This is a genomic window from Acidovorax sp., from assembly GCF_046314175.1.
Lineage (GTDB): Bacteria > Pseudomonadota > Gammaproteobacteria > Burkholderiales > Burkholderiaceae_C > Acidovorax.
Window position 1 is genome coordinate 26,070 of sequence record NZ_JBKBXG010000024.1, and the last position, 23,672, is coordinate 49,741.

Sequence of the window (23,672 nt, forward strand, 5' to 3'; positions counted from 1 at the left end):
CGCCGGTGGAGACACAGCCGCCACGGGTTGCCCCGTAGGCGTGAATGCGAAAGGGTTCCAGATTCTCATTGCGGGACAGCTATGTACTGAGGGATTCCGTCAATTTCTCTGAACGTCGCACACACCTCGGTGGCGGTGGTTTTGTAGCGGTCGGCCGTCAGGCTGCTGGTCTGGCCGCCATTGAATCCCGCCACAACCTCGCCACCAGCAATGCACGCCATGGCCTCGCCAGCACCTACCCCGTCACCAAGCTTCAACCTCTTGCCCGGCACCAAAACGCCTGAGCCAGGCACCACCGGGCCACGTTTTGTGTCGATGTAGGCCAACTGCTCCCAGGTGGTTCCGCCCAAGAAGATCAGTGCCTCTTGTGTGCCCACATAAATGCCATCGCTAACCGGCAGGATGGCGGTGATTCCTGCGGTGAATTGCTTGAATTCACGCCAGTGCGACAGGTGCGGTGTGTTGGGGCGGCTGGCCCACAGCACATTGCCAACGGCTGTCAACACGCGGCTACGCCAGAAGGCGGTGTAGGTGCCAACGGGGAACACCTGTAAACCTGTCGTGCGGCACGGCAGCGCCAGGTCCGAATTCTTGCCGCCCCACTCAAAGCTGCTGGTAGTCGCGGCACCAATCAGATATGCGCCCTCACCATCTTTGCTGCTCAGGTACACCAGAGTCTCGTAGCCCAGCTCCACAGGCAGGCCATCCAAGCGAAGGCCGCCAAGGCTGATGTCGATGGGCTGGGAAAAAATGGCTGGGCTCTCCGCGCCGTCAACCATGCGCCGGTGTGTCAAGTGATAGCGGTAGCGGCCTGGGAAAAGCTGCCCCACGGCGAAATCTGGCGCCCCCAGGCTACTGGGCGGTTCAATGCTGCGATCACGGCTCACCAGGCCGTCCGTGATGCCATGGATCAAACCGTTCGTGTAGGTGGTGCGCCCATCCGGAAGATTGCAGTACCAGACGCGCTCAGGCCCAAGGGCGGTGTGCAGAACGACGCGCCCACCACCAGGATGGATGGCCACCAGTTCACTGCCTACAGTCGCCAGCATGAACCCTTTGGCCTGCCACAGATTCTTGTGACAGAGGTCGGATATCTCCGTAGTTCCGCCACGCCGAGTGATTTCACCGGTGAGCCCAATGTCCACATTGGCGGCTTGGATCAAATCCGAGCCCTGCAGTCGATGAGCCGGAATTACATTGTTGATGCCAGTGAAAGCTTCAAAGGTCAGCATGTAGCACCTCGGTCAAGCGAGGGCTGGCCCAGTTGCATTGGGAATGACTGCCGCCCAAACACAACGACAGTCGGCGCAAGCGGGTTGCCAAACTCCATCGGATGGGCGCCAGAGGCGAATACCTCTGTGGGCGCGACCAACGCAGAATGCTTGCCGCTGATTCCAAAATCGAAGCCCGTGACGGAGATGCGAAAGCGCAGAGCTGGAGCGCCCATATCAAGCGCAACTCCCCCACGTCCAATGACAACAATTCCAGTAGACGGCTGGCCGAACTCCATCGCTGCATGCCCTACGGCCTGCGCCGCGACACCCGTGGCCGGATCACCCATTTCCAGTGCGTGATAGCCTGGCGCATCAACCGTGACAGACCCCAGATGCGCGCCAGGCACGCCCATTTGCAACGGGCGTGTGCCAGCAGCCTCCACCGTCATGGCGGGCGCTGGCTGGGCCAAGAACGCGCTGTGCAGGCCAGAGCGGACCAGATCCAGGCCGGCAGGACGAGCCTCCACATCCACCCCATTCCGCGCCCTAGGCGCGCCAATCTCCAAGGGGCGTGCGCCAACTGCAACCACCACCACATGCACCGTAGCCACACCTGCTGTCACCAACTCGATGCCAGCAGGAAGAACTATGCCGCTGTAGATCGCGGTATGGGTTTCGGTCTGAACGAGGTCTATTCCATCAGGACCAATCGAAAACCTTGCATCAATGTCCCCCATTTCCAATGGGAGCGCACCTGCAGGATAGACATCGTGAGAAGCCGTAGCAAGGCCAGCCGTGACGAGTTCAATGCCCTCGGTCTGGCCTGCCTCAAAGCCATTGATGGTTGCGCCGTTGATGAGTGGGTAGCTCATGCGTTACTCAAGGTCGTTGAGGAAGAACCCACGCCAATAGAAGCGGCCACGGAAAACGCCACCAGTCGCCGCAGTATTCACAACGTAGCGAAGAGACGAGATCATTTCTCCACCAGCAGTGATGGGAAACCGGTGCACCTGGTTGCTACCTGTGATCTGCGACAAAGCCTGGTTGTTGACGAACTTGGTGGGGTTGCCGCTAGTGCCGATGGAAACGCTGGGCGTGTCGCCAGCCGTCACTTCGCGAGCCATAAAACCCACCTCCGTGACCACCAACTTGCTGTTGCCATCGAAGCTCGCAGACACGTCGATAGGCAGCGCGGTGGGCACCCAGAACCCCACGTCCTTGTTGCCGGGCGTATTCCCATCATGGGCCACAGTCGGGGAAGTGGTGCCATCAAAGGCTGGGGTCACGTTAGTCTGCGAACGGCTTTCACCAAGCCGCAGATCAAGAAAGTATTGAAAGCCATCAGGTGTGGCAGGCTGCACAACCGCCAGCCCGTAATAGGGCGTTGTGGAGCCCCAGGTTGCGGCGACACCAAGATCCATCGCAAAAGACCCGCCAACCACCTCTGGGGCAAACAGAGTGTCTTGCGAAGTGGGCGGCGATCCGTTGGTGATACGCCCCCGCTGGTCACGCAGCACTGGGCGAGTTCCATATGCAAAATCGTCGGAGCCACTCAGGCTGCCGGTGAACACCACCATGCCGCCGATGTCCTGCTGCGGGAAGGCTCGCAGCATCTTGGCTGTGATGCGAGCCTGCATCTTGGTGCCAATAGGCCATTCCTGAACGGCCCAAGCGCCCAGTTCGTATCCACGCTCCACGGTGAAATCAGTGGCGCCATAGGCGTGCTGCCTGATGCGCACCACCTCATAGATGCCAGGCAGTGACGGATGCGTCAACGTGGCTAGCTGGCCACCGTCAGGAACCTCGGATGGAGAAAGAAATGTGTTCCCCTCGTCTGCATCCGTAATAACGATGGTGTTGTAGTCGGGGTCGCTCGAACTGCTCGGAAGCGAGTTCGCAAGGGTGGCCTCGGCGTTGTTGGAGAAGAGGTAGGGCATTTCTCACCCCTTACGCAGGAATCAAGCTGATGATCCTCGCTGCGCCATTCGACCACCGTACCGTCACGTTGCTGCCACCGGTGAGCAGAGGGAATCCGGTGATGTCCGTGATTCGCAGCAGCAGCGGGGAAGTGGCCGCATTGCCTGTTTCCTTGAAAATTGCCACCGACCCCAGCGTAGAGCCTCCGGCAAGCGCGCCAAGATCAATGTCATCCGCGTCGAACACACCGCCCGTGACGGACTTGTTGGTCAATGTCACCGGCGTGCCGATGAGCGTGCCAACGTCGTCCAGAAACTCGTGGCCCGCGTCATAGGCATAGTCCGCAGGCAGGGCGACCGCCTTCAGCACATCTGTCGAGAAATTGATGCTTGCCGAAAGCGTCTTTTCTGCGCCCTTGGGGAAGAACGGAAGGTAGAGGCGGGCAATTTTCTTGACGCCGCTGTCCCAAGGAATGGTCAGCGCACCGCCGTTGGTCGCAAACGGCAGGCCTGTCGCAACATCGATATAGAACAGCACGGGCGCCGTAGAAGTGTTGCCAGTTTCTTTGTAGATGGCGATCACTTTCGCGGTATTTCCGGGAGGCAGTATTCCAAAGTCCAGATCCTCGGCATCAAGAACGCCGCCAGTCACCGACTTGCTGGCCAAGGTTTGATCGGTGCCGATGCGCGCGCCCAAATCCGAAACGAATTCGTGAGCCGTGCTGAAGGTGTACGTGTCGGGCAGCAGCGTGGCCTTGATGGTGTCGGTGAGAAAGTTGATGCCAGCGCTCAGAATCCGCTGGGAACCTTTAGGAAATGTGGTGTTGGCCATGTGTGTGCTCCTTCGCCGGGTTTGGCGAGGGAGCGCACTCTTGCGCGCTCGGGTTGGAAACGGGATTGCGCCCCGGATGGGTGACGGGGGTATCAGCGGGGGCCTGCACCAGTAGCCTCGCGCGCTGCCCCGACTTGTGCTGCAGCGTCACGGTGGTGTCACCCACCGTGATGGACTGGCCAGCAGCCAGCTCGATATGAAATTTGGTGGCGCTCATTCGATGTCGCTCAATATGCAAACTTTTTGCGGGCCGTTGTCCCAGGCAATCGTGGTATTGCAAATGCCATCCAGGACGAGTGGCAGCGGCACCATGGTGTCTATGAAGAGCAACAGCGGAGAGGCCGCCGGGGCGCCAATGGCCGCGAATACCACCAACGATCCAACCACGCCGCGAAGCTCGCCCTTGAACTCGGTATCTTTTGCGTCGAGCACGTCGCCTTCCAGCGTGTGCTCCATGGGTACCGCAGCAATGATGTGGTCGCGCACATCCGCGAGTGTTTTGTGCTCGGGGTTGAACGTGAACGCTGGTTCCATTAGCGCGCATATCAGGTCGATGTGCGGGAAGGACTCGCGCCCGCCGACTGCGGCCCAGGTGAATGCTGGGTAGAACTGGCTCATGGATGCACCTCGACTACATGTTCGGCGTCTTCGCGTGTGCGGCGCCGCATATCGGAGTCGGGTAGCGCTCCAAAACGCGCCGTGAATTCCGCCTCGGCCGCCCTGGAACGGTTTGGGTCAAGCGTTTCGCTATCGGGAATGCTGAACGCACGGAAAAGCGCCCACTGGATCAAATGCTCGTGGCTCGCCTGATGAATCTCTGGCGTGTCATCCTCGGCAACCATCGCCTCGCGCGGCAGTCTGTACGCCTCTATGGTCAGTACCCCATTCACAGTTGGAGTGCCAACAAGGCGAATGCTTGTCTCGCCCTGGATGGCGAATCGAACACACCGACCGTCATCGCGCCAGCCGGGATGGTTGTCATCCAGCCATCCGCGAGACTTGATCTTGATGTGTTGGCTGCGACTCTCGCCAGTGGCTTTGAACTCGATCCGCTCAATCTCGTACACCAAATGATGCAGCGGGTAGCTGTGTACCCCGGCTGTAACGGGGATGGTGCACATCTCCGCGTCCGCATCCTCAAGCAACAGGCGCCCACGCACGCAGGCCTGAGCATGGGCGTCGTTCAGCCAATCGGTGATGTCTTCGTCAGAAAACAGATGGCCAGTGGCCTTGTCGTCTGCAAGAACACGGAAGCGGCGGATCAAGTCAGCGAGGGTCATGCTGCGCCGTACTGGTCAACGAGCTGCAGAACCTTCGCCCGTGCGTTTTCGAGCGAGAGCCTGTTGTGCAGCTTCTGGCCCCAGCGATCATTGGCCAGGATGTCCAACTGCGACTTGTCCATGCTGCGGATCTGGTTCACCAAATCGTTGCGCTGCATGTCCTTTTCAAGGATGTCATCCTTCTCCTTCTTCGCCTTCTTGAGCAGGGCCTGGGTGTCGTCTTTCGGCTCCACGGCGGTCTTCGTGGGCTTCGGCTCGGCCTGCTCGGGCTCCCCGCGCTTGAAGATGTCGATCTGGCGCAGAAACTTGGCCGCCAAGCTGTCATCCGGGATGTCCCGCGTCTGGCCAGGCGTAAACGTCAGCTTGGAGCCGTTCACGAAGTCCGTGTAGGACGGCTTGCGGCCGATGTACTTGATTGGTGTGGTCATGGAGAATCCTGTTGGGCGGGGCGCGTTGTCAGGGCGCCCCGCTATTGCCTTTAGACGCCTGTCTGCTCGCCGCGAATCACCACATCTGCATAGCCAGCTTCGGCCACGGCAGCGCCAGTGATGGTCATGGTGAGCCAGGCGTCCTTGGGCAATGCCGCGAGCTTGGCTTTGATGGGAATCGGGACTTCAGCGGCAGCACTCATGACGATGCCCGTGCCGAAGTAGGTGGCCGACTGGGGCAGTTCCGCGCTGTCCACACCGTCTGCGTATGCGAAGCCGAAAGAGGCGGTCACACCAGCACCGAAGTGGTTGGAGACGATGGCCTTCATGGTGTCGGGCACCATGCCAGCCTGCAGGCGCCCGATTTTCAGCACGTCGTTGACTGCGAGCGGTACAAAGGCTTCGCGCGAGCGCAGCAGAATTCCGGTGGTGCCCGTCTCGACAACGAAGCGGTACACCGCGTCATTGCCAGAGGGGCGATTGCCATAGCGCGAGTTGCCTGCGCCGTCGATAGTGAGAGTGGCCATGATGAGGCTCCTTGAGGGGTTCGATTCAGGATGACGGGCAGCTAGTGGCGCTGCCCGTCTTGGGTGAATTACTGACGTGCGCCGATGATGGGAACGACAGAATCAATCACCGTGGCGCCGTGGTCGGTGTACTCAACGCGACCATCGCCAACGTTCACCGCGAAGCGGATCTTGGAAGCGCCCAGAATGCCGCCGATCATCACTTCCAGCTTGTCGTCGAAGTCGCTTGGAGCTTCCTTCCAGAAGTAGGGCCAGCCAGAGTGGCGGCTCTTCGCATAGGCCTTCGCGAGCGACTGCCCGCCCAGCAAAATGCTGCGCTCCACCGCGAACTTGTCCTGGAACGAGGCAGGCACCTTGCACGAGCTTTCGGTATCGGAATCGAATGCCGCGCAGTATTTGATGTCATCCCCGGCGTAGAAACGGATCGGGTTGTCCGGCATCTTCACGATCAGCGTGTTGCGCCACAGTGCGTTGTCAGGGTTCCGAAACACCGGGTGATCCTTTGCATAGCGCGCGCGGGCCAAGCAGTTGGCCTGGTAGGTGCGAAAGTTGGGATCAGCCGAAAAGATGTTGTACACAGCACTACCTGCGAGCAGCACGCGGAATGGGCTATCTTCCGAGGCCTCGTCGCCTTCGAACTCCACGGGCGGAGGTGGCGATACAAGCTGGTCCAAGAAAGATGACATCGAGTCGATCACGCTCATGTTCACCACGTCGCCAGAGCTGATGTCCAGCTCGCCAGCGTTATCGACAAGCCGGGTCACGGTGCCGTTGTCCACCACGAAGTGACGGTTCTTCGTAGGCGCCTTCACCTTGTTGGTCACCACCTTGTTGAAGCGCGAATCGCTGGCCAGCGGAATGCGCCAAGTGAGGTTGTTGTGGTATCCGCGAGCACCAGCAACATGAACGATGGACAGTTGGTCCTCATATTCGTTCATGGCGCGCTGCAGTAGTGGCTTACCCAGCTTGTGGATGTCCACAGGGCTGCGGATTTCATCCATCACGCCACCCAGGTCAATGGGGAAGCGGGCCTGGTTCACGCGCAGGCGATCTTCCGACAGGGAGACGCCTTCACCGCGACCTTCGGCCATTTCACCACCCATGATGGGGATACCACCCATGGGGTTGATGAAGTTGAACTTCACCTCATCGCCCTTGCCCTTGCCCAGGTCCATCGTTTGCACGAAGGGCATGGTCTTGCTGGACTGGTTGCTGATGGAGCTGGCAGCCTGGTCAATCGTCGGCATCTTGCCGGTCAGGTGATTGATATTGCCCTTGCGCTTCTGGGTGCCGATAAACACCCCGACCGCTTGCTGTACGAGTTTTTGGCTGTCATCAGCCGACATTTGGGTTTTGGACATGTGGTTGCCTCAATGCGTCACGATTTGCGGTTGAGATAGGCGTCCAGTTGGGCCTGGGAGATAGCTCCCGAATTGACCGCGTTGAACATGTCTATCTCGCTCATGGATGCCATACGGTCGTTCAGCGTCACATCCCCTGGCCGCCCGCCCGGAATGTCCGAGAGGCTTGCGGGAACGGGCGCCGTGACCCGTGAAATGGCTTCCTGCGCCGCCTGCGCTGCCTGCTTGTGGCTTGGCGCGGCGGCTTTTTGAGTAGCCCCAGTGGCTGCCTTGAAGTTGCTGATCAGCTCGATGACCTGCTCGGTGGTCCCGCCTTCCTGCACCTGGCGCATGGCTGGTTGCAGGTAGGAGGGTTGGGCCTTGATCCAGTTGTCCAGCTCCACGCTTTGCGCGATGGAGCCAGCATCCGGGTGAGCTGCGAGAACCGCGCTCACATGAGCATCTGCGCTGTCAGCCTGCTCTTTCGCCCGAATGGGTGCGAGCGCTTCATTCACAGCGGCCTTCACAGCAGCAGCGACCTCGACTTTCACTTCGGCGGCCACCCTGTTGTTCACATGCTTGTCGATGCCGGCCGCCATGGCCTCTTCCGAAAAGTCACCGAACAACTTGATGTCAACCCCGGCATCAATGGCGGCTTGTGCTGCTGCCACCATGGTGTCTGCTGCGGTCGGTGCCTCGCCGTTGTCCGCACGGGCTTGAGCGGCTGCCTTGAGGGCGTCCAACTCTTGCTGTGCGGCTTCGTACTTGGCCTGGAGCTGCTGCGCCTGGTCTTGGAACTGCTGCGCTTTCTCGCGGGTGTCGGCCAGCACACTGAAATCAATCGTGTGCTTGCCGTCCTTCGCGAGAACAACGCTGTTGGATGCGTTTTGCTGATCCTCTGGTAGGGCAGTTTTCACTTCCTCGGCAGGCTTCTTGTCTGCATCACTGACGGTCGTGGGCGCGCCGTCCTTTTCCAGCGTGGTGCTGGTGTCGCCCGAATCCGCTTTCATAGCGGCGTGATACTGCGCAAGAGCGCTATCCGTGTCGGTGGTCTGGGGTAACTCGGTAGTTGTTGTCATGCTGTCCCGCCACATGTCGCCGTGGCCGCAAGGTCCAGTTGCGATGCCGCGACCCGAAGGCCGCGAACCTCACCCAACGCTCGCGCGTCAGGCTTGGTCGGCAGTGTGGGAAATGACAGACGAAATACGAAACACTAGAACTGCGCGCTACAGAGGCTTGACACTCAACCTGTTGACATCGACGGTGATCCGAACTGCCTCGAAGTCGTGCCGGTGATCTATGGCCCGTCCCGCGCCAATGGTTCCGGCGCGAAAGTCACGGCGATTCACCAGCTCCTGCATGGCGTCGTTGACCAGGGGCGCAACCATGTCGCTATCCGTGTGCCCTGTCACGGTGATGTCGATGCTCAGGCGGAACTCTCGGGTGTCGGCGTGCATGTTCATGCTCCTTGGAGGTTGTCGGCGGTGTCAGATGTCTCGATGCCCGTCATTGGGCTGGCACCGCTCGGCGGGATGGGGGGAAACTGCGGGCTGGTGTTCTCTCGCACCTGGGTGGTCGCCCCAGCGGCTTCCTCGGCGGCCAGTTCTGGGCCTTGGCCTTGGATGTACGGCGACTTGATGTTCATGGCCGCTGTGGTGCTTGCGACCGGTATGTTTGGGTCCACGCCACCAGGCGCAGGCCGCCACCCGTTTGCCTGCATCACCTTGTCGGCAACCGGCGCGATCATTGGCATCTGGGCCACCTGCACGCCCGTGGACATGGCGGAAAAAGCGGTTTGAACGCCAATCTGTACCGCCTGGCGCATCATCATTTCGATTTCCGCCTCGCCCTTCTTTTCCTTGAGGGCTATCTCGCGCATCTTCACTTCCACGCCAGACTTGGCCAGCGCGTCCTGCACCGCCTGGGCGATGCGTTGCTCGATCTGCTCGGGGGACTCCTGCTCTCCTGCTGCGCGCAGGGCCTCCACCAGCTTGCGCTTGAATGGGACATCCATGAGGCTGGCCAGGAACGGCATGGCAGCCGCCTGGTACTGAGCGGGGAGCGACTTGACCGCCTCCGACATTGCGTTGAGCTGCTGGCCGCGATAGCTGGCAGAGCTTGGGACATCCTCCAGCGCCACCATCAGGCGCGTGCGCTGCAGATCGTTGGACAGGTAGGTGTATCCGTTCTCTGGGTCCACCTCGGGCTTGTTGATGACCACCGTGCGGTCTTCTGTCACGGCATCGCCCTCAATCACCACGGTGTGCGGCTTGTCGCCCAGATCCTCCACGATCATCGACAGCAGCAGCTCTCCCACCATAGAGCGAGCCGCCCGGAAGTTGCTCATCATCAGCCCCAGCGACTGGTTGGCCTGCTCCACCTGCGTCTGCTCCTGCTTGCCGCTGGTGGCCGTGCCCTGCCGCCCGGTGAAGGCGCTAGGTGCAGCGCTGACGCTCTCGATGGACGCGCGAGCATCGTTCATCATCTGGATCTGCTGGTCCGTCAATTGCACGTCGCGCTTGATTTCAAACCGGGCTCCAGGCTGAGACATCGCGGCAGCGTTGAGAACGATGTGCGCGTTGCGTCGGCCAGCTTGGCGGCGCAACTGCTCATCGGTCATGTCCACCGCGCCCTTTGTGTTCTCAATGCGGTATGCCGTCATGCCCCATGTGGCCATAGCAATGCCGCTGTTCAGGCGGTCCTGCTGGAACATCATTCCCCGGATGTAGCCATATGGCACGCGCGTGCCGTCCTCGCGGAACCCGAAGAACGGGACATACGGGAAATGGTTGTGGGCGTAGGGCGAAGGGCCATCGTGCAAGCAGTGCGGCCCAATCCAGTAGCTGCGGCGCACGCGCGACACCGTGGCCTGGGTAGGCTTGCTTACGCCAGTGGCTAGGGCGTAGTTGTGCGCTGGGTTGTTCTTGTCGTATTCGACTACGCGCCCGTCTGGCGTCTTGAGCACGATCACATTCACCCAGCGGCGATACCACATCTCCACCAGGCACAGCTCCTTGCTGACTGAGTTGTACCAGCGGTTCTCTGCCACGGTCCAGCCGCGCGCAGCATCCCAGCTACCCGTCTCCAGCCCAGTCGATGCGCCACCGTCAAGCAGGCTATGCCCGTCCTGGCCCCACCAGCTCGAACCATTGCGCCCGCACTCGGCAATCAGCTTCTTGTGCTTCGGGAACGTCTTGGCAAGCCGCGACGGGTGCAGCCAGCGCGTGCGGCGCAGGTAGCGGGCATCGCTAAGGTCATCGCCTGCGGCAAAGTCCCAGGCAATCTCGTTGCGATGAATGGTGGTGCAGCGGTAGGGGTACTTGAAGGGGTCGCTCTCGCGCGCCACTTCCACCCAGCCAATGCCCACACCGGCCTGCGTTCGGAATGCTCCGGTGCACGCGATGTCGGCTTTTGAATGGCGCTCGGCTTCATTCAATTTGTAGTTGAGGGCGTCGGCCACATCCTGGCCGTCTGGCTGGCCGTTGGGAGTCACCCGCCAGTCTGTCCGCACCGTGGCCTCATAGCCCTGCAGCGCAAGCATGGCGGGTCCAATGCGGTCATCTTTCGCGGGTGGGATGCCCTGATCTTGTTGGGCCTTGAGCAGTTCAGAGTCGAGCTGGTTGCCGTCCGCATAGTCCATTTCGCGGTCGGCCTGCTTTCGGTAGGCTGGCTGCTGCTCAATCTCGTCAAGGTACTGCGTGTACTCAATGAGGGTCAGCGGCCCATCTGCCTCCATTTGTTCCTCAATGGTCATCCCGCCGCCAGCGCTGCGTAGGTTGCTTGTGCTCATGGTGTGGTCCTCATCAATTGGTTCGCCAGTCGCCCGCCCTGGCCTCTTTGTAGGCAGATGTCTGTGTCATGCCGTCCAGCAGGCCGCAGTCCTTTGCCTGAGCCCACTGGCGCAGGGCGTCTGCGCCCTCACTGCAGCCGTTGTGCTTGTTGGGCTGGTCGAGGTAGCGGTTCTCGGACTGGCTGAATTTCTTCTGGTAGCCCTGGAGCCGTGCAATGCCTTGCTTCGTCCCCTCGGTGTCGAAGTACGCGCTTTTCAGGTGCTTGCGGGTCGCATTGATGCCTGCCATCAGCTCTGTGATGCGCGGAACGATCCAGAACGTCTGGCCCGGCATCAGGTCTTGCAACTGCTGCTTTGTGGACTTGTTGAAGTCGCCCAGGCGCTTGTGGTCAGCGTCGTGGGGCAGGAAGTGGGCGCCGTACAGGTAGCCAAGGTCTTGGAGGTGGGCCACGTAGTGCCGCAGATCCTCAAGATGCTCTTCGTAGTAGTTGATGAACCGCGCCTCGCCGCGCAGCTCCTGCATGAACCACACCGCGCACCCGTCTTTGTTGCCGATGTCCCAGAACGTGTACACGGGAAGGTCGAGCACCGGCACGCTGGTGATGCCGCCGCGCTTGCGCAGCTTGACCAGATCCTTGGCGTAGTAGTTGCCCTTCGTGGACACCTGAAAGGCCTCATCCGGCGTCGATGGGTACTCTTGCCACATCTTTTCCTCGGCGCCTGAGAAGTCGGCGTTCATGGTCGCCACGTACCACGCGCGCTGCCCAGCGTCGATCTTGCAGTCCATCTCCTGCTCAACGCCCTCGAAATACTCGTGCTGCTCGCCTGAGACCACCACCGTGGTGGGGTCCATGGTGTATTTGGGCTCCTGCCACCAGGCGTAGAAGTGAAAGCGGTAGTCGCGCTCCGTCAGCTTGCGCGTTGGGTCGAAGTGCAGCATCTTTGCGCGCTGCGTGATGTCGTAAAAGTCGCCCTCGCGCCCCTCTGCCGTGCTCTCGATAACCAAGATGCCGTTCAGCGGGACGGCAGGAATGGAGCCGGTGATGACCTCGGCGGCCTTGATGGGGAACTTCGCGCAAATCTTGCCGAATTCGCTGATGTGCAGCCGGTGGATGGTCCCCGAACGCATCGACGTGGCCACGCGCACGCTGCTGTTGTTGTGCGCGAAAAGCAGCTCGGTCGCGCTGTCTCGCGCCAGTGGGAACCGGACCCGGATTTCTTCGGGCAGGTTGTCATAGGCGAACTTCACTTTGTCGCGGAAGATGGCCTCGGCCGCCTCACGGTCCTGGGCGATGATCCCGCACCGCTGATTGCCATTGAACAAGGCGTGATCCAGCCACAGCAGCGCAATCAGGGTGGTAAACCCAAGCTGCCGGGCCTTGAGGATCAGGTTGCGGTTCCACAGCCGCAGGATGAACCGGCGCTGCGCTCGGTTTGGCCGGAAAGGCAGAACCATCGCCTCATCGGCGTCATCGTCCTCGCCGTCGCCCTTGACCATGATCTTGTACAGGCACCCGCTGAACAGGCGCCATTCAGGATCAGCCATGCAGCGCTCCAGCTCCGCCGCATTGCTCGGCAGGGGCGCAAGCGGCAAGTCCGCAGTGATGGTGACGGTCTTTGCCACGGTCAATCCCGCTCGCCGTCATCTGGGCGCGGCATGAACGCGCTTGGCTTGGCCTGAGCTAATGGCCGTTCTGGGTCCACCGCCTGCGGCACGAACCCGTTGCTATTGCCCGACGCAATCGCGTGCAACAGGGATGCCAATGGATCGGTCTTCTGCTGGTTGTCGCGCTCGTACAGGCCAAGGTGCTTGAACAGCTTCTCCATGGCCGCGCCCTTGTCGTGCATCTGCACTTCGATGCCGTACTTGGTTTCCTTGGCGCCTGCGTAGAGTGCTCGTGTCCCTGGGGACAGAGTGCGCGTGTCCCCGAGGACAACACGGGGACATCCATCGCCATGGCACTCAGGGCACGCCGGGTGTGCCTCGCGCAGTGGCGAGTAGCCAATGCCGCCCTGCTCTTCCCAGTCCTCTGGCGGCTTGCCACCTTCGCGGAACTTCTCGCGGTCGTGGTTGTATTCGGCCAGGGTGCGCTGATAACGGTGGCCTTCGCCCCAGCAATGGCGGCAGCATCCGACTTTCACCTGCACAAGCTCGCGCGGGTCGGCGGTCATGATGTTCCACGCTTCGAGAACAACCTTGTCCGCTTCTACCTGCGTGCGCTCCTGCTGGGCCTTGCGTGCGGCTGAAACCGCCTGCTGAACCATAACATTTGATAACAGGCGGCTCGACTGCTCCTGGGCGGTTGTAGCGCTGTATCCGGCCCGAATGGCGGCCTGTGTGCCGTTGAGGTCGATCAGGTACTCATCAACGAACCTCTGTACCCGTGGACTCAGCTCAATCGCGGTTGTGTTGTCGCCTGGGACATCCAGCGTTGTCCCTGCTGCGTCCCTGGGGACAAGCTGTTTTGTCTTTGGTGCTGGGCGTGCTGGCTTCGCCTGCGCAGTTGTCTTCCCCTTGATGGGGGATGCCTTGGATGCGGGCACAGCAGCGCCTGCAGGCTTCTTGGGCGCTGCAGGCGTCTTGCTCTTGCTGGTGCTGGGGGCCTTCTTAGGCGCGGCCCTCTTGCGCGAGGGGGGTGTGGTTGCCATGGGCCGGGAGTCTTCTTGCTCCCGGCATGGCTGTCGAACACTAGAGGGGCGCGGCCTCTATGCAGTGGGAATCGCTATCCCATTGCGAGCTGGCCGCCCTAATCGACAATGGTGACTGTCTGGGTCGAGTCGGCGTTTTTTGTGACGTAATACCCAGGGCCGATTCCAACCACAGGATCGACGGGCTGAAATTCGCCTCGCGCATGCTGTTCGATGAGCTTTACGGTGGTCCGCAGGGTCTTCTCCGACTCTGCGCGCTCGGCTGCCAGCCGCGCAACGCGCTCATCAAGCGCACGCATGTTGCGAAGATGGGTGCGGGTTATGTAGACCATGACTGCCACGAAGACTGCCGCCAGCGCGGCCAGGAAGGCGTAGGAAGCCGATGCAGATAGGGTCATGGGTCGCTCCTTTTCATCCTCTTGTGGGCAGCCTCCAGTGCTGGCCGCAGCCAATCCAATCCGCCCAGCTCATCGTACATGCCCCAGTGGGCAGGCTTTAAGCGGATGCTCTTGTTCACGGCCCGCTCCTCGGGCGGAATGGGCTTGCGGCCCTGTCCACGGTCGTTGGGTGGGCGCTTGGCGGGTTCTGGTGTTGGTGCTTTGCTCATGATGATGCGTGGCCTGAACAGCCATTTTCACTTGTCCCCGCATTGTCCCTTGGGACATCGCTGGTGTGTCCCTGGGGACATGCTTGTATTGTCCCTTGGGACATCCACTACATCAGACCAATCTCGGACATGGACTGGCTCTCTCCGCCCGCCGTGATGATGTGGTCCAGTGTGCGAACGTCAACAAGCTCCAGCACCTGCTTGATTCTCCGCGTGAGGTCTTGGTCCGCTCGGCTGGGGGCCGCACTGCCGCTGGGGTGGTTGTGGCTCAGGATCACCGCCGATGCGTTCAGCTCAAGCGCTGTCCTGGCCAGCTCACGCGGGTACACGCTGCATTGGCTCAGGGTGCCGTTGAACATGTCCCGGCACTCGATCAGCTGGTGCTGGCTATCGAGAAACATGACAGTGAACACTTCGGCGTCAGGCGACTTGGCTGCATGGCACGCCAGGAAGTCGCGCACGGCCTTCGGGCTGTCCATGAGCGGGCCTTGCTTGATGCGCCTGTGCAGGATGGCCAGGGCCTGGGCAATGATGCCGTCCTCGCGCCTGGCTGCGCAGTCTGCGGGCTCAATTCTGGAAACGACGGCTCTCATGGCTTCACACCCTTGTCTGCCAGCGCGGCCAGGATGATCCGGCCCCCTTCCGCCGCCAGCAGGCCCGTGTTGCGGTTGGCCTCCATGAATGCGTTTGCCTGGGTCATGCCCTGCTCGGTGTCTGGGTACTCAGCAACGATGGCGAAGTCCATGCCGTACAGCCGGTAGGTTTTGGGGATTGCGGCAACGATGTCGTCGGCGCTTTCAACATGGGCGTAAATGCGCCCGCTGCGATGCCAGGAATCCATGGCGCCGCTGGCGTAGGTGCCTTTACAGGCGTAGGCGTGCTCCATGCTGGAGGTGTGCACCTCCACAACCTCACCCGCACGGGTGCGGTAGGTGCCTGGGCCGGTGATAACGATGGGCTTGTTCACCAGAGGGGAAAAATAGCTGCGGTCCATGGAAGGCTTTCAGGCGAGTGCCAGGGGTTCGATGGAAGCCGGGGCGCGCGTGGCGATCCAGCAGAAGTTTTCAGCGGCCAGCAGTGCAAGCACTGCAGCCTTGTCCCAGTTGGTCATGGCTGCGCGTCCTTTCAGCGGGCTTGGGTCTGGCGCACGTTGCAGGCGATCCCGTTTGCGCGGCAGTACCTCACGATGTCGGCGCGCTCTGCGAGCGGGTCAGTGCTGTCTTGAATGTTGAACAGCAGGTGCTCCATGGCTGCCCTGGTTTGGGCATCCAGCCAGCGCAGTGCGAAACGTCCGTTGTCGCGGATGGAGCGCCGGGCTTTGCGGTATTGGGTGCGGTTCATGGCGATCACCCTTGCTGCAGACCGTAGGCGGTGGCGAAGGCGGCTTGATCGGCGTAAATCTCTGGCTCTGCGGCGGGCGGATGCGCGAACCCAGTCACGCGATGCACGATCACGCGCCCATCCGTCATCGAACGCACATGAAAGCAGCCCTCAAGAAAGGCATCCAAGCGCCCCCCCAGGTTGTTAAGCGTGCACATGGCGCTATAGACGGCTTCGGCTTGTGACTTGTTGAGAATTTTCGCGGTGGTCATTTCAATCACTCCTTTGCGTTGGTGTGATTGAATTATGTATTACGCAAATCTAACCAGTCAAGTGTTTTTTGTAATACTTTTTTCACAATCAAAGAGCCTTGCCATCGGCTCTACGGTTCCGGTCGCGCGTGATCTTTTCGAGGTGCGCCAAGCGCTGCGCAAAAAGCGCCTGCACCATGCCAACTTGCCGGGTAGCTTCGATGGTTGCGATGTGGACTGATGAGCCCGCCACGAGAATGCAGAGCATGCGGTCCTCGGCAGGGGACAGGAGCAGAGTGACATCGCCAATCTCGTACTTCATCAGCCCATTGGGGAGCAGCGTCTTGCTCATCGCTCGCGGCTCTGCCAGGCTGAAAATCTTGTGCGCAACCATCGCTTGCTTGTTGGCATCGGCCAGCGTCATCTGGTGGATGGGGCCGCATGCCAGCAGCATCAACACACTGTCCTCGTAGGACGTAAGTTCTAGCAACTGATCCCCCACTTCGTATTTCACTTCGCCGCTGGGCAGCAGGGTTTTGCTCATCGCCCTGCTCTCGTGGTACTGCTCGCCCAGGGCGAACGCGCCCCGTCCAACGCGCTTCATACGCTCGTCCCCAACCAGCACGCGCAACCGCTCATCAACGATGTGCTGTTTCAGGCCGGTGGCAGCTACAAGCCCTTCGCGCGTAATTTCTTCGCCCATGGCATGCAAATCACGGGCTGCGTCCAATACAAGCTGGGTGCTCGTGATTTCCTTGGGTCCATGGCTCATGCGCGTATCTCCTTGATGATGACATCCACTACACCCTTGGCCACAGGGACCGTCCAAATCGTGCCAGTTGGGTCTTCCCCTACTTGCCCAGTCATGTGGAAATTAAGAACCTCATGACTTTGATGGTTCAACTCGGTGCCCAGGCCTTGGAGCATCTTTCGCTCAATGTCGTTCTTGGCTTCATCTGGTTCGGTCATGGTCGTCTCTTCTTCTAAAAAAACTGGACGCGGCAAGTTCTTCGGCCACAACCCCATGGCCAGGATGCGGCGCTGAGTGTCTGCGGCCCATGCGGGTTCCAGTTCTCGGCGAACTGCCTTGCTGAAAAGCGCGCCCTGGTCGAAACGCTCATGGCATCCCTGCACCAGCGTCCCATCCGGGCCGGGGTGAACGGTGCACAAAGGAAAGCTGTCAAGGTCGCTGACCTTGATGCTGGCCCCCTTGCCGGTGTTGGCGTGAGCACATTGGCTGTAGCCCAGCACGCCGCAGTGGATGCAACGCAAGCCAGCCACAGCGCGGAGGTAGGGCTTGCAGCGCACGGGGTCGGACTTCACGATGGCATCTGCAGCCGTGGTGACGGCTACGGGCACGCGGAAAGCCGTTGGATCTGTCACCGTTGGCATGGTGTATGTGCGCTCTGGCTTGATCCAGGCGGCCGGCGTAGGGCGCTTGAAGGCCGACCTATTGAGTGGTTTTGCCCGCTTCATTGCTTGCTCAGGTCTATTGTTTTCACGTCGATGCACACGGCATCACGCGACAGATAAACACCACCAGCGGCGCGGCACTCACTTGACCTACTCAGTTGGTCGTTGCATGAGACGACGCCCCCAGCAACGATCAAAACGATGGCCAAAACGGCAAAAAATTCCTTCATGATTACCTCTCCGCCCGTTGAGCCTGCTGCGCCAATGCCGCCTTGCCCAGTTCGATATAGCCCCGTGCCTCCTGGGCTGCCGCGCTGGCGTTTATTCGGCGCTGCGCATCCGGCACAGCTTCGCCATACAGCAAGCGCTCAACATCCGCCGACTTCAAGAAGCGCCCGTTGGGCACGGTCGAGTTGTGTTTGCGTCGGGTTTTTGTCATCGCATCGTCCTGTCCTGGGTTCGGTTGTTGGCGTTCTGGCTGCGCCACACTTCCACGCGGAGCTGGGAGCCTGTCAGGCGCCAGCGCAGCGCTTCCTCAAAGCGCACCGCCTCGCGTATGCCCTCCAGCAGCTCCAGGTACTCCGGGTGCGAATAGGCATAGGCCTCCTTGGCCGCCCATGCCTTCTCAGTGCACTGGTTCATGAGCAGGGCCTTCTTGGACTTGCGGAATTCCTCCAGATACACGCGCTGGGCTTTGGCCTGGGCGAAGCTCTTGGAATTCAGGATCATGAAATCGACCGCCTTGTTGGGGTCGGTCACGCCGCCATGCTCTTGGGTATCGTGGTCGTGACTCATACAGCTCTCCGGTATTTCCAGGCCACCATTGCGGCGTCGCGCTCATGCTGGTTTGACTTCGCCGCCCAGCCGGTCACGCTCTGAAATTGCTTGTGGTCCAGCTTCTCCCCTTTGTTCGCTGGGCTGATGCCGTGGCAGTTGATGCCGCGCTCTGCGCAGACGTTGAAAATGAGGTGGCACCAGCCGTCGATTTGGCCGACGTTGCGAGCTACCTTGAGCTGTTCGGGGTGGCTCAGAACACGCTTGCCAGGCTTGTGAGCGCTGAAAATGTGCGACTGCAGCCGCGAGTCCTCAAAGATCACGCGATTGACGCCCCAGGCGCCACGCTGGTGCTCAATGAAGGCCGTGATGTCCCACGGGTCCAGCGTGAGCAGTCCGTTGAGCGCTCCATGCCGATAGATGGCCATACCAGTTTGTTGGCCTGGGTCTATGCCAAGGACTATCCCGCTCATGGGGCCACCCATCTGTGCGACTTCCAATCACCACGATGAACATCTGCCCTCGCTTCGCGGCGCGCTGCGAGCGTTTCCCATGCCTCATGCGCAGCTTTGTAGTTACTGGCGTCCATGCATTTGGGCTCCGCCCCAAAAATCAGAGCCAGGTTGTTCTCTGCACACAGCAATTTGTCAGTGGCATCCCTGGTTGCTCTTCTTTGAGCGCGGTTGGCGCGCATCTTCTCGAATGCAGACTTCATGGCTTTTTGCCCTCCTGAGTTGGTGCAAGCGCCCACGCCGATGCCTTGGCAGTCGCTCGAATTTCTTTTTCATCAAGCCCAAGCTCCAGCGCCTGGGCGAGCGCCTTGCGGCAGCGGTCGCGCGTGTCGGTGGGTGACAGCTTCAACGTGCGCTGGATGTACTGAATGCGCCGGGCCGCACAGAATGCGCAGCCCTCGGCAAAGAACCTGAAAAATGCTGGCGCTGGCCGCGCCTCATCGCATGCAGTGCACATCAGCGCGCCCCCAGTCCTGCGAATGGATTGCTGTAGTCCAAGCGAAGCTTGTTGCGCCTGAGCTGAGACACATACGACGGATCAACTCCGTGCCGTGCCGCAATCTCATGCAGCGTGCCGGGCTCAACACGCATGGCCTTCACGCTCTCGGGCGTCACCTTGGAGTTTTTGCAGCGCGATGCAGAAATCTTCGCGCGCACTGTGATGGGCAGCGTGTTGCCTTTTAGAGCCTTCGAGCGCGACCGCCCGAACATGCAATCAGGGTGCACGCATCCGTGCTTCTTGCAGCGGGCGCCAATCCACAGCTTGGCGTCTGGCTCCTTCTCATGGGTTTGTGCCCAAACGGATCGACGCACCAAAAAAAACTGATGGTTGATGCGCGCCTGTGGCTGCCCAGCGGCCGACGTGTAGCCGGTCCAGATAAGGCAGCCACCCTCATCCTCCTTCACTCTGGCGTAAAGCCATTCAAGTGAAAACTCAGGCAACGGAAGTGTCTGCTTTGCCATGTGATTTCTCGTCATTCGTAAGGCGCTGCTGCGCGCTGCGCGATGCAAGCAGCGCCGTGATTTCCGTGGTGATGGCGGTCTTGCCGCCAGAGCTGCCCAGGCGCATGACCTGGCGGGCCTTCTCGATGTCGCCGACCACAACCGGCTTGGGTGGTGGCAATCCAAAGCGCGCGTACTGCGCAGAGCCATCGGCCGCGCCACCCAGCTTGCGCGGGTAGTCGAAGGACGGCAGGCGCGTGTATGCGCGGTGTGATTCGCAGAATTTGTGCTGGAGGTAGCCGACCTCTTTCAGGTCGGTCCGGCACACCTTGACCCACCCGCCAAGGTCTTCAATGACGGCATGGATGGCCGGGTCGTCAAACACCACGTCCTGATAGGCGCCCACGGCGCTCATGGCCTCGTGAACCTTGCCCCAGGCCACCAATGCGCGATCAGTGGCTGTGCCCACCAGCATCCGCGCCATGTCGGCTACCTTGGGTGCAAACTGGCCGTGCTCGGCATCCGTCATGTGGCGCTGCATGGCCTGCTGGATCTGCTCCAGCTCAAACGGCTTGCAGGCGTTCCACCAGACCGTTAGCAGGAATGCAGACGTGTCTTGGCGGTAGTACGCCATCACGTCCTTGACCAACTGGCCGAAGTCTCGGCGCTCGGATTCATTCATGGCTTGCCTCCTGTTGCCCAGTCATCCACCACGCTCTGGCCGCGCTGCTCCAGCGCCTCCTGGCGGTTCAGGCGCTCTCCCTTGAGGCGCTGGCATGTGGCTTTGAGGTATTCCCGCGCATCGGCGGGCTGCGTACTGACGGCGGCGGCAATCGCATCCTTGACGATGGGAAAGCCGTAGTCGGTCACCAACTTGCCCATGAAGGTGCGGCATTGCGATGCGGGGCACCCGCCGTGCTCCAACACGGACACGGCGGCCTTCCACAGCTCCGACTTCGCCTGCTCTTCGGGCGACAACACCTTGCGTGGCCTGGGCGCAATGGGTGCGACGGGCGGCGCGGGAGGTACGGGCGCAGATCCGTCTGTATTTATTAATAAAGAATCTCCCTGTCCCTGTCCCTGTCCCTCTCTCTCTCCCTTGGAGGGCGTTTCACCGGGGACAGACGGGGGTTGTCCCTTGGGACAAGGCGGCATGTCCTCCGGGACAAACAGAGGCTGTCCAGCAGGACGGCCAGCAGCGATCCATTGCTCAAACGTGGGGCGCGGAACATTCGCACCTGGGTGGCGGTCGTTGTGTTTTTTGATCCGGCTCGTTTCCGTGCGCCAGCGCTGCTGCAGCTTCGCCGCCCAGGCATCACGCGCCTTGTCTGCCACCACGGGGTGATACCAGCGCCCATCGCTGCACAGCACCCAGTTGCGCATAGCGCCTGCGCGCACCGCCGCCCAGTCCTCGGAAATCTTCCCGCGCTGGGCGTACCCGGCATGCTTCGCAATCCATGCCTCGTTGTCAGGCATGGAGGCTGCGGGTATCTGGTGCCACGATGCGGCCCAAAGCAGCACAGCAGCCCAGCACGCTTCTGGCGACTCGTCCGAAGCAAGATCGCTGTCACGCAAGCGTGCAACGTCCAGCGGCATGAAAGCGAAGTCTTGCAGCTCGCAGTCAGAAGGCGTCAACGGGTGCGGGGCTTCGCTCACGCGGACTCCAGCTCCAGCAATGCGGAGTTGTAGGTTTCAAGCCAACGCTCGCCCTCGGGCAGCGCCAACGGCCAGCGACACGCTTGCTCTGGGGTTTGGCCGCTCTCAGCGGCCTCCTTGGCCTCGCGGTCGATCACTTCGATGGAGGTCATGCAACCCCCTTCGATGTCGATGCGTCAGATTCAGTGGCGTCAAAATCAGCCAGGACATCAGGGGGGAGGTGCTTGCGTGCATACACACCAAGAACGCGCTCTGCGATCCGCTTTGGCAGAACATCTGGCCATTTGTCTACCGCCTGGTACGAAATGCCTATTGCTTCGGAAGCGGCGGATGTGGTTCCCCCGAGCAATTCAATGGCCTTGGCTTTGAGCATAGGCGGAATTGAACCACGGTTCACCTCTATTTGTCAACTTAGGTTCAAATCAAAGCCGCTACCATCACAACCATGGTTGCAAACTGCTGGGATCGAATAAAGCCTGAACTAGACGCCCGAGGATGGGGGGTTCAGCAACTCGCGGATGCCTTGGGCGTCAGCTACCAGGCTGTCGCCAAGGTCCGCGACGGCGGGGCGTTTGGCACCAAGAACAACCTCAAGGCCGCCAGTCTGTTCGGGCTCAACCCGGAATGGCTTGCAAACGGCAATGGGGAGAAGGTGGCGCATGGAACCCAGTTGGCAAGCAGTCAAGGCCCAATCGACCTAGAAAACAATCCAGAGTACCCAGCAGTTCGCAGAGTGAAATTCAAGTTGTCAGCAGGCGCCTCAGGTTTTGGCATTCAGTACCGTGACGATGAAGGTGCACCCATCGTGTTTCAACGTCAGTGGTACGAGCGGCGTGGCCTGCGGCCCGAAAAACTGTTTGCTGTTGGTGTCTCCAATGGGAGCATGGAGCCAGGCCTTTTTGACAGCGACACTGTGGTAGTCAATACCGATTCCGTCGAGCCAAAGGATGGGGTGGTCTTTGCCGTCAACTACGAAGGCGAGCTGGTCATAAAGCGCCTTCTGCGCGATGGCGGCCAGTGGTGGCTCTCTTCAGACAACCCAGATCAGCGCAAATACCCAAGAAAAATTTGCGACGAGCATTGTGTACTTATTGGCGAGATAGTGCACAAACAAAGTGAGCGGATTTAGTGAGAGGGATGATGGGTAGCAAAGGTCGCGCGATTGCCGCAGCATTTGGAATGCTGACTGCATCAGCGGCGCTTTCTGCAGACTATGCGGATTGCATTCTCGAAAAGATGCCTGGGACTCAGAATTTTGCCGTTCACCAAGCCGTGATACGCGCGTGTTTGGCTGACCATCCAGAGGGCTTTTTGGCGTCAAAACAGGGATCTGGACGAGGTTTTTTTGGATTCGATGGTCGAGATTCCTGCGTGAGAAAGAAGGCCGCAAATACTCCCTTCGGAGCGGCGGCTGCATCAATCAGTGCTGCTTGCTATTGCTTGTACGAGAAGCCCTCCTTCCATGGGGAGATGTGCGCGTATCGCCAGTAGGCGTAAATTTTTCAAACAGTTATGCCGAAAAAGGCCGCCCACCGAGGCGGCTTTTTTTCACCCCGGCTCGGGCGTAGCCGAGCACTGCACCGCCAAAATTGAACCCAGGTTGACAACCCAACTTGAACTGTGGTTCAATTCACTCATCGCACCAACAAACGCGAAACACCCCAGGCCAAGCGACACGGGCCGAAGCCAAACGATGCAGAGGCAAGGGTGGGCAGGAATGCCAGGCAGTTGGAGCGGTGGGCTCAAGCGGATCGTCGCGGAGCCTCATGGCTCCTTCACAAGTTGCACGCCGATGTTGCTTGCCCCACCTGCGGGGCATTTGTCCGGCAAAAGAGCACCTTCGGGCATGGGCCGAAGCTATGCGCCGCCGATATCCGAGGCGGTTCCCAGTCCGCCGAAGCGCGGTAAACGGGATGGGAACCCCTCACGGGGCTGACACCACGGAAACGGTGCTGCATGTTGATGCAGCGACACGGCTACCAGATGCCGGGATGCCCTTGCAAGAGGGCCATCACATCAGCAGGGCCGCTACGGGGACTGGGCCTGGCTTGCCAGAAGCCTCAAGGCGAACCCTGCTGATGTGATGGTGTCGCATGACTGAATCTGGTCGGCTAGAACCCGACCCGTTGAAAGTTGCCCACCCCCCCGCAGACAGGCCAACGGCTGGTTCTTGAATGCGTTAGCGAGTGGCTTCAGTACGTCGCGGTGCAGGTAGCCCGAC

At 60.5% G+C, this 23,672-nt stretch carries 35 protein-coding genes; 1 reads left to right on the plus strand and 34 read right to left on the minus strand.

Features of this window, described 5'->3' with window-relative positions:
- Window positions 1–65 precede the first annotated feature (65 nt).
- The 34 genes from ACK4OE_RS08985 to ACK4OE_RS09150 all read right to left on the minus strand — a co-directional run bounded on the left by ACK4OE_RS08985 (window position 66) and on the right by ACK4OE_RS09150 (window position 21,824).
- Window positions 66–1,232: a hypothetical protein gene (locus ACK4OE_RS08985; RefSeq protein WP_409884427.1), complete on the minus strand. Its 1,167-nt coding sequence runs from the start codon at window positions 1,230–1,232 to the stop codon at window positions 66–68.
- Window positions 1,226–2,086, minus strand: coding sequence for a hypothetical protein (locus tag ACK4OE_RS08990; protein WP_409884428.1), 861 nt, complete (start codon window positions 2,084–2,086; stop codon window positions 1,226–1,228). Before ACK4OE_RS08990 ends, ACK4OE_RS08985 begins: the two co-directional genes overlap by 7 nt.
- 3 nt (window positions 2,087–2,089) lie before the next feature.
- The gene (locus ACK4OE_RS08995) at window positions 2,090–3,151 is read right to left on the minus strand and encodes a hypothetical protein (protein WP_409884429.1); all 1,062 of its coding nucleotides are present in this window, start codon (window positions 3,149–3,151) and stop codon (window positions 2,090–2,092) included.
- A 10-nt stretch (window positions 3,152–3,161) separates the two neighbouring features.
- Complete coding sequence (locus ACK4OE_RS09000) at window positions 3,162–3,962, minus strand: hypothetical protein (RefSeq protein ID WP_409884430.1); 801 nt, start codon at window positions 3,960–3,962, stop codon at window positions 3,162–3,164.
- Entirely contained in the window at window positions 3,940–4,179 is a 240-nt protein-coding gene (locus ACK4OE_RS09005) for a hypothetical protein (protein ID WP_409884431.1), read from the minus strand. Before ACK4OE_RS09005 ends, ACK4OE_RS09000 begins: the two co-directional genes overlap by 23 nt.
- Window positions 4,176–4,580, minus strand: coding sequence for a hypothetical protein (locus tag ACK4OE_RS09010; RefSeq protein WP_409884432.1), 405 nt, complete (start codon window positions 4,578–4,580; stop codon window positions 4,176–4,178). Before ACK4OE_RS09010 ends, ACK4OE_RS09005 begins: the two co-directional genes overlap by 4 nt.
- Window positions 4,577–5,242, minus strand: coding sequence for a DUF6682 family protein (locus ACK4OE_RS09015; RefSeq protein WP_409884433.1), 666 nt, complete (start codon window positions 5,240–5,242; stop codon window positions 4,577–4,579). The genes ACK4OE_RS09010 and ACK4OE_RS09015 overlap by 4 nt, the downstream gene beginning before the upstream one ends.
- Window positions 5,239–5,670 (minus strand): hypothetical protein, encoded by a 432-nt coding sequence (locus tag ACK4OE_RS09020; RefSeq protein WP_409884435.1) that lies wholly within the window; start codon window positions 5,668–5,670, stop codon window positions 5,239–5,241. Before ACK4OE_RS09020 ends, ACK4OE_RS09015 begins: the two co-directional genes overlap by 4 nt.
- Before the next feature lie 50 nt (window positions 5,671–5,720).
- Complete coding sequence (locus ACK4OE_RS09025; protein ID WP_409884436.1) at window positions 5,721–6,197, minus strand: hypothetical protein; 477 nt, start codon at window positions 6,195–6,197, stop codon at window positions 5,721–5,723.
- A gap of 68 nt (window positions 6,198–6,265) precedes the next feature.
- On the minus strand, window positions 6,266–7,558 hold the full coding sequence (locus ACK4OE_RS09030; protein ID WP_409884438.1) for a DUF4043 family protein: 1,293 nt from the start codon (window positions 7,556–7,558) through the stop codon (window positions 6,266–6,268).
- Window positions 7,559–7,575: 17 nt separating this feature from the next.
- Window positions 7,576–8,616, minus strand: a complete 1,041-nt coding sequence (locus ACK4OE_RS09035) for a hypothetical protein (RefSeq protein ID WP_409884440.1) — start codon at window positions 8,614–8,616, stop codon at window positions 7,576–7,578.
- A gap of 147 nt (window positions 8,617–8,763) precedes the next feature.
- Window positions 8,764–8,994 (minus strand): hypothetical protein, encoded by a 231-nt coding sequence (locus ACK4OE_RS09040; protein ID WP_409884441.1) that lies wholly within the window; start codon window positions 8,992–8,994, stop codon window positions 8,764–8,766.
- A gap of 2 nt (window positions 8,995–8,996) precedes the next feature.
- Window positions 8,997–11,327, minus strand: coding sequence for a hypothetical protein (locus ACK4OE_RS09045; protein WP_409884442.1), 2,331 nt, complete (start codon window positions 11,325–11,327; stop codon window positions 8,997–8,999).
- 13 nt (window positions 11,328–11,340) lie between these two features.
- Window positions 11,341–12,951 (minus strand): terminase, encoded by a 1,611-nt coding sequence (locus tag ACK4OE_RS09050; protein WP_409884443.1) that lies wholly within the window; start codon window positions 12,949–12,951, stop codon window positions 11,341–11,343.
- A 2-nt stretch (window positions 12,952–12,953) separates the two neighbouring features.
- Complete coding sequence (locus ACK4OE_RS09055; RefSeq protein WP_409884444.1) at window positions 12,954–13,976, minus strand: terminase small subunit; 1,023 nt, start codon at window positions 13,974–13,976, stop codon at window positions 12,954–12,956.
- A 98-nt stretch (window positions 13,977–14,074) separates the two neighbouring features.
- Window positions 14,075–14,374 carry a hypothetical protein gene (locus ACK4OE_RS09060; RefSeq protein WP_409884445.1) on the minus strand — a complete coding sequence of 100 codons (300 nt, stop codon included), beginning with the start codon at window positions 14,372–14,374 and terminating at the stop codon, window positions 14,075–14,077.
- A complete protein-coding gene (locus ACK4OE_RS09065; RefSeq protein WP_409884446.1) occupies window positions 14,371–14,583 on the minus strand; it encodes a hypothetical protein in 213 nt (70 codons plus the stop codon). The genes ACK4OE_RS09060 and ACK4OE_RS09065 overlap by 4 nt, the downstream gene beginning before the upstream one ends.
- A gap of 107 nt (window positions 14,584–14,690) precedes the next feature.
- On the minus strand, window positions 14,691–15,176 hold the full coding sequence (locus ACK4OE_RS09070) for a JAB domain-containing protein (protein ID WP_409884448.1): 486 nt from the start codon (window positions 15,174–15,176) through the stop codon (window positions 14,691–14,693).
- Window positions 15,173–15,577 (minus strand): hypothetical protein, encoded by a 405-nt coding sequence (locus ACK4OE_RS09075; protein ID WP_409884450.1) that lies wholly within the window; start codon window positions 15,575–15,577, stop codon window positions 15,173–15,175. Before ACK4OE_RS09075 ends, ACK4OE_RS09070 begins: the two co-directional genes overlap by 4 nt.
- 131 nt (window positions 15,578–15,708) lie before the next feature.
- Window positions 15,709–15,924, minus strand: a complete 216-nt coding sequence (locus ACK4OE_RS09080; RefSeq protein ID WP_409884451.1) for a hypothetical protein — start codon at window positions 15,922–15,924, stop codon at window positions 15,709–15,711.
- 5 nt (window positions 15,925–15,929) lie between these two features.
- Window positions 15,930–16,175, minus strand: a complete 246-nt coding sequence (locus ACK4OE_RS09085) for a hypothetical protein (protein ID WP_409884452.1) — start codon at window positions 16,173–16,175, stop codon at window positions 15,930–15,932.
- Between the two features lie 88 nt (window positions 16,176–16,263).
- On the minus strand, window positions 16,264–16,926 hold the full coding sequence (locus ACK4OE_RS09090; RefSeq protein ID WP_409884454.1) for a hypothetical protein: 663 nt from the start codon (window positions 16,924–16,926) through the stop codon (window positions 16,264–16,266).
- Window positions 16,923–17,477: a hypothetical protein gene (locus tag ACK4OE_RS09095; protein WP_409884455.1), complete on the minus strand. Its 555-nt coding sequence runs from the start codon at window positions 17,475–17,477 to the stop codon at window positions 16,923–16,925. The genes ACK4OE_RS09090 and ACK4OE_RS09095 overlap by 4 nt, the downstream gene beginning before the upstream one ends.
- 149 nt (window positions 17,478–17,626) lie before the next feature.
- The gene (locus tag ACK4OE_RS09100) at window positions 17,627–17,797 is read right to left on the minus strand and encodes a hypothetical protein (protein WP_409884456.1); all 171 of its coding nucleotides are present in this window, start codon (window positions 17,795–17,797) and stop codon (window positions 17,627–17,629) included.
- A 2-nt stretch (window positions 17,798–17,799) separates the two neighbouring features.
- Window positions 17,800–18,006, minus strand: coding sequence for a hypothetical protein (locus tag ACK4OE_RS09105; RefSeq protein ID WP_409884457.1), 207 nt, complete (start codon window positions 18,004–18,006; stop codon window positions 17,800–17,802).
- Window positions 18,003–18,362, minus strand: coding sequence for a hypothetical protein (locus tag ACK4OE_RS09110; protein ID WP_409884458.1), 360 nt, complete (start codon window positions 18,360–18,362; stop codon window positions 18,003–18,005). The genes ACK4OE_RS09105 and ACK4OE_RS09110 overlap by 4 nt, the downstream gene beginning before the upstream one ends.
- On the minus strand, window positions 18,359–18,814 hold the full coding sequence (locus ACK4OE_RS09115) for a hypothetical protein (protein ID WP_409884460.1): 456 nt from the start codon (window positions 18,812–18,814) through the stop codon (window positions 18,359–18,361). Before ACK4OE_RS09115 ends, ACK4OE_RS09110 begins: the two co-directional genes overlap by 4 nt.
- Window positions 18,811–19,056, minus strand: a complete 246-nt coding sequence (locus tag ACK4OE_RS09120) for a hypothetical protein (RefSeq protein WP_409884461.1) — start codon at window positions 19,054–19,056, stop codon at window positions 18,811–18,813. The genes ACK4OE_RS09115 and ACK4OE_RS09120 overlap by 4 nt, the downstream gene beginning before the upstream one ends.
- The gene (locus ACK4OE_RS09125; RefSeq protein WP_409884462.1) at window positions 19,053–19,310 is read right to left on the minus strand and encodes a hypothetical protein; all 258 of its coding nucleotides are present in this window, start codon (window positions 19,308–19,310) and stop codon (window positions 19,053–19,055) included. The genes ACK4OE_RS09120 and ACK4OE_RS09125 overlap by 4 nt, the downstream gene beginning before the upstream one ends.
- Entirely contained in the window at window positions 19,310–19,816 is a 507-nt protein-coding gene (locus ACK4OE_RS09130) for a hypothetical protein (protein ID WP_409884463.1), read from the minus strand. The genes ACK4OE_RS09125 and ACK4OE_RS09130 overlap by 1 nt, the downstream gene beginning before the upstream one ends.
- Window positions 19,788–20,477 carry a DUF6475 domain-containing protein gene (locus tag ACK4OE_RS09135; protein ID WP_409884464.1) on the minus strand — a complete coding sequence of 230 codons (690 nt, stop codon included), beginning with the start codon at window positions 20,475–20,477 and terminating at the stop codon, window positions 19,788–19,790. The genes ACK4OE_RS09130 and ACK4OE_RS09135 overlap by 29 nt, the downstream gene beginning before the upstream one ends.
- Entirely contained in the window at window positions 20,474–21,451 is a 978-nt protein-coding gene (locus tag ACK4OE_RS09140) for a DUF1376 domain-containing protein (RefSeq protein WP_409884465.1), read from the minus strand. The genes ACK4OE_RS09135 and ACK4OE_RS09140 overlap by 4 nt, the downstream gene beginning before the upstream one ends.
- On the minus strand, window positions 21,448–21,603 hold the full coding sequence (locus ACK4OE_RS09145; RefSeq protein ID WP_409884466.1) for a hypothetical protein: 156 nt from the start codon (window positions 21,601–21,603) through the stop codon (window positions 21,448–21,450). Before ACK4OE_RS09145 ends, ACK4OE_RS09140 begins: the two co-directional genes overlap by 4 nt.
- On the minus strand, window positions 21,600–21,824 hold the full coding sequence (locus ACK4OE_RS09150) for a hypothetical protein (protein WP_409884467.1): 225 nt from the start codon (window positions 21,822–21,824) through the stop codon (window positions 21,600–21,602). Before ACK4OE_RS09150 ends, ACK4OE_RS09145 begins: the two co-directional genes overlap by 4 nt.
- Before the next feature lie 72 nt (window positions 21,825–21,896).
- Here ACK4OE_RS09150 and ACK4OE_RS09155 point away from each other — a divergent pair, with 72 nt between their 5' ends.
- The gene (locus ACK4OE_RS09155; RefSeq protein ID WP_409884468.1) at window positions 21,897–22,580 is read left to right on the plus strand and encodes a helix-turn-helix transcriptional regulator; all 684 of its coding nucleotides are present in this window, start codon (window positions 21,897–21,899) and stop codon (window positions 22,578–22,580) included.
- The last annotated feature ends 1,092 nt before the right edge of the window (window positions 22,581–23,672 follow it).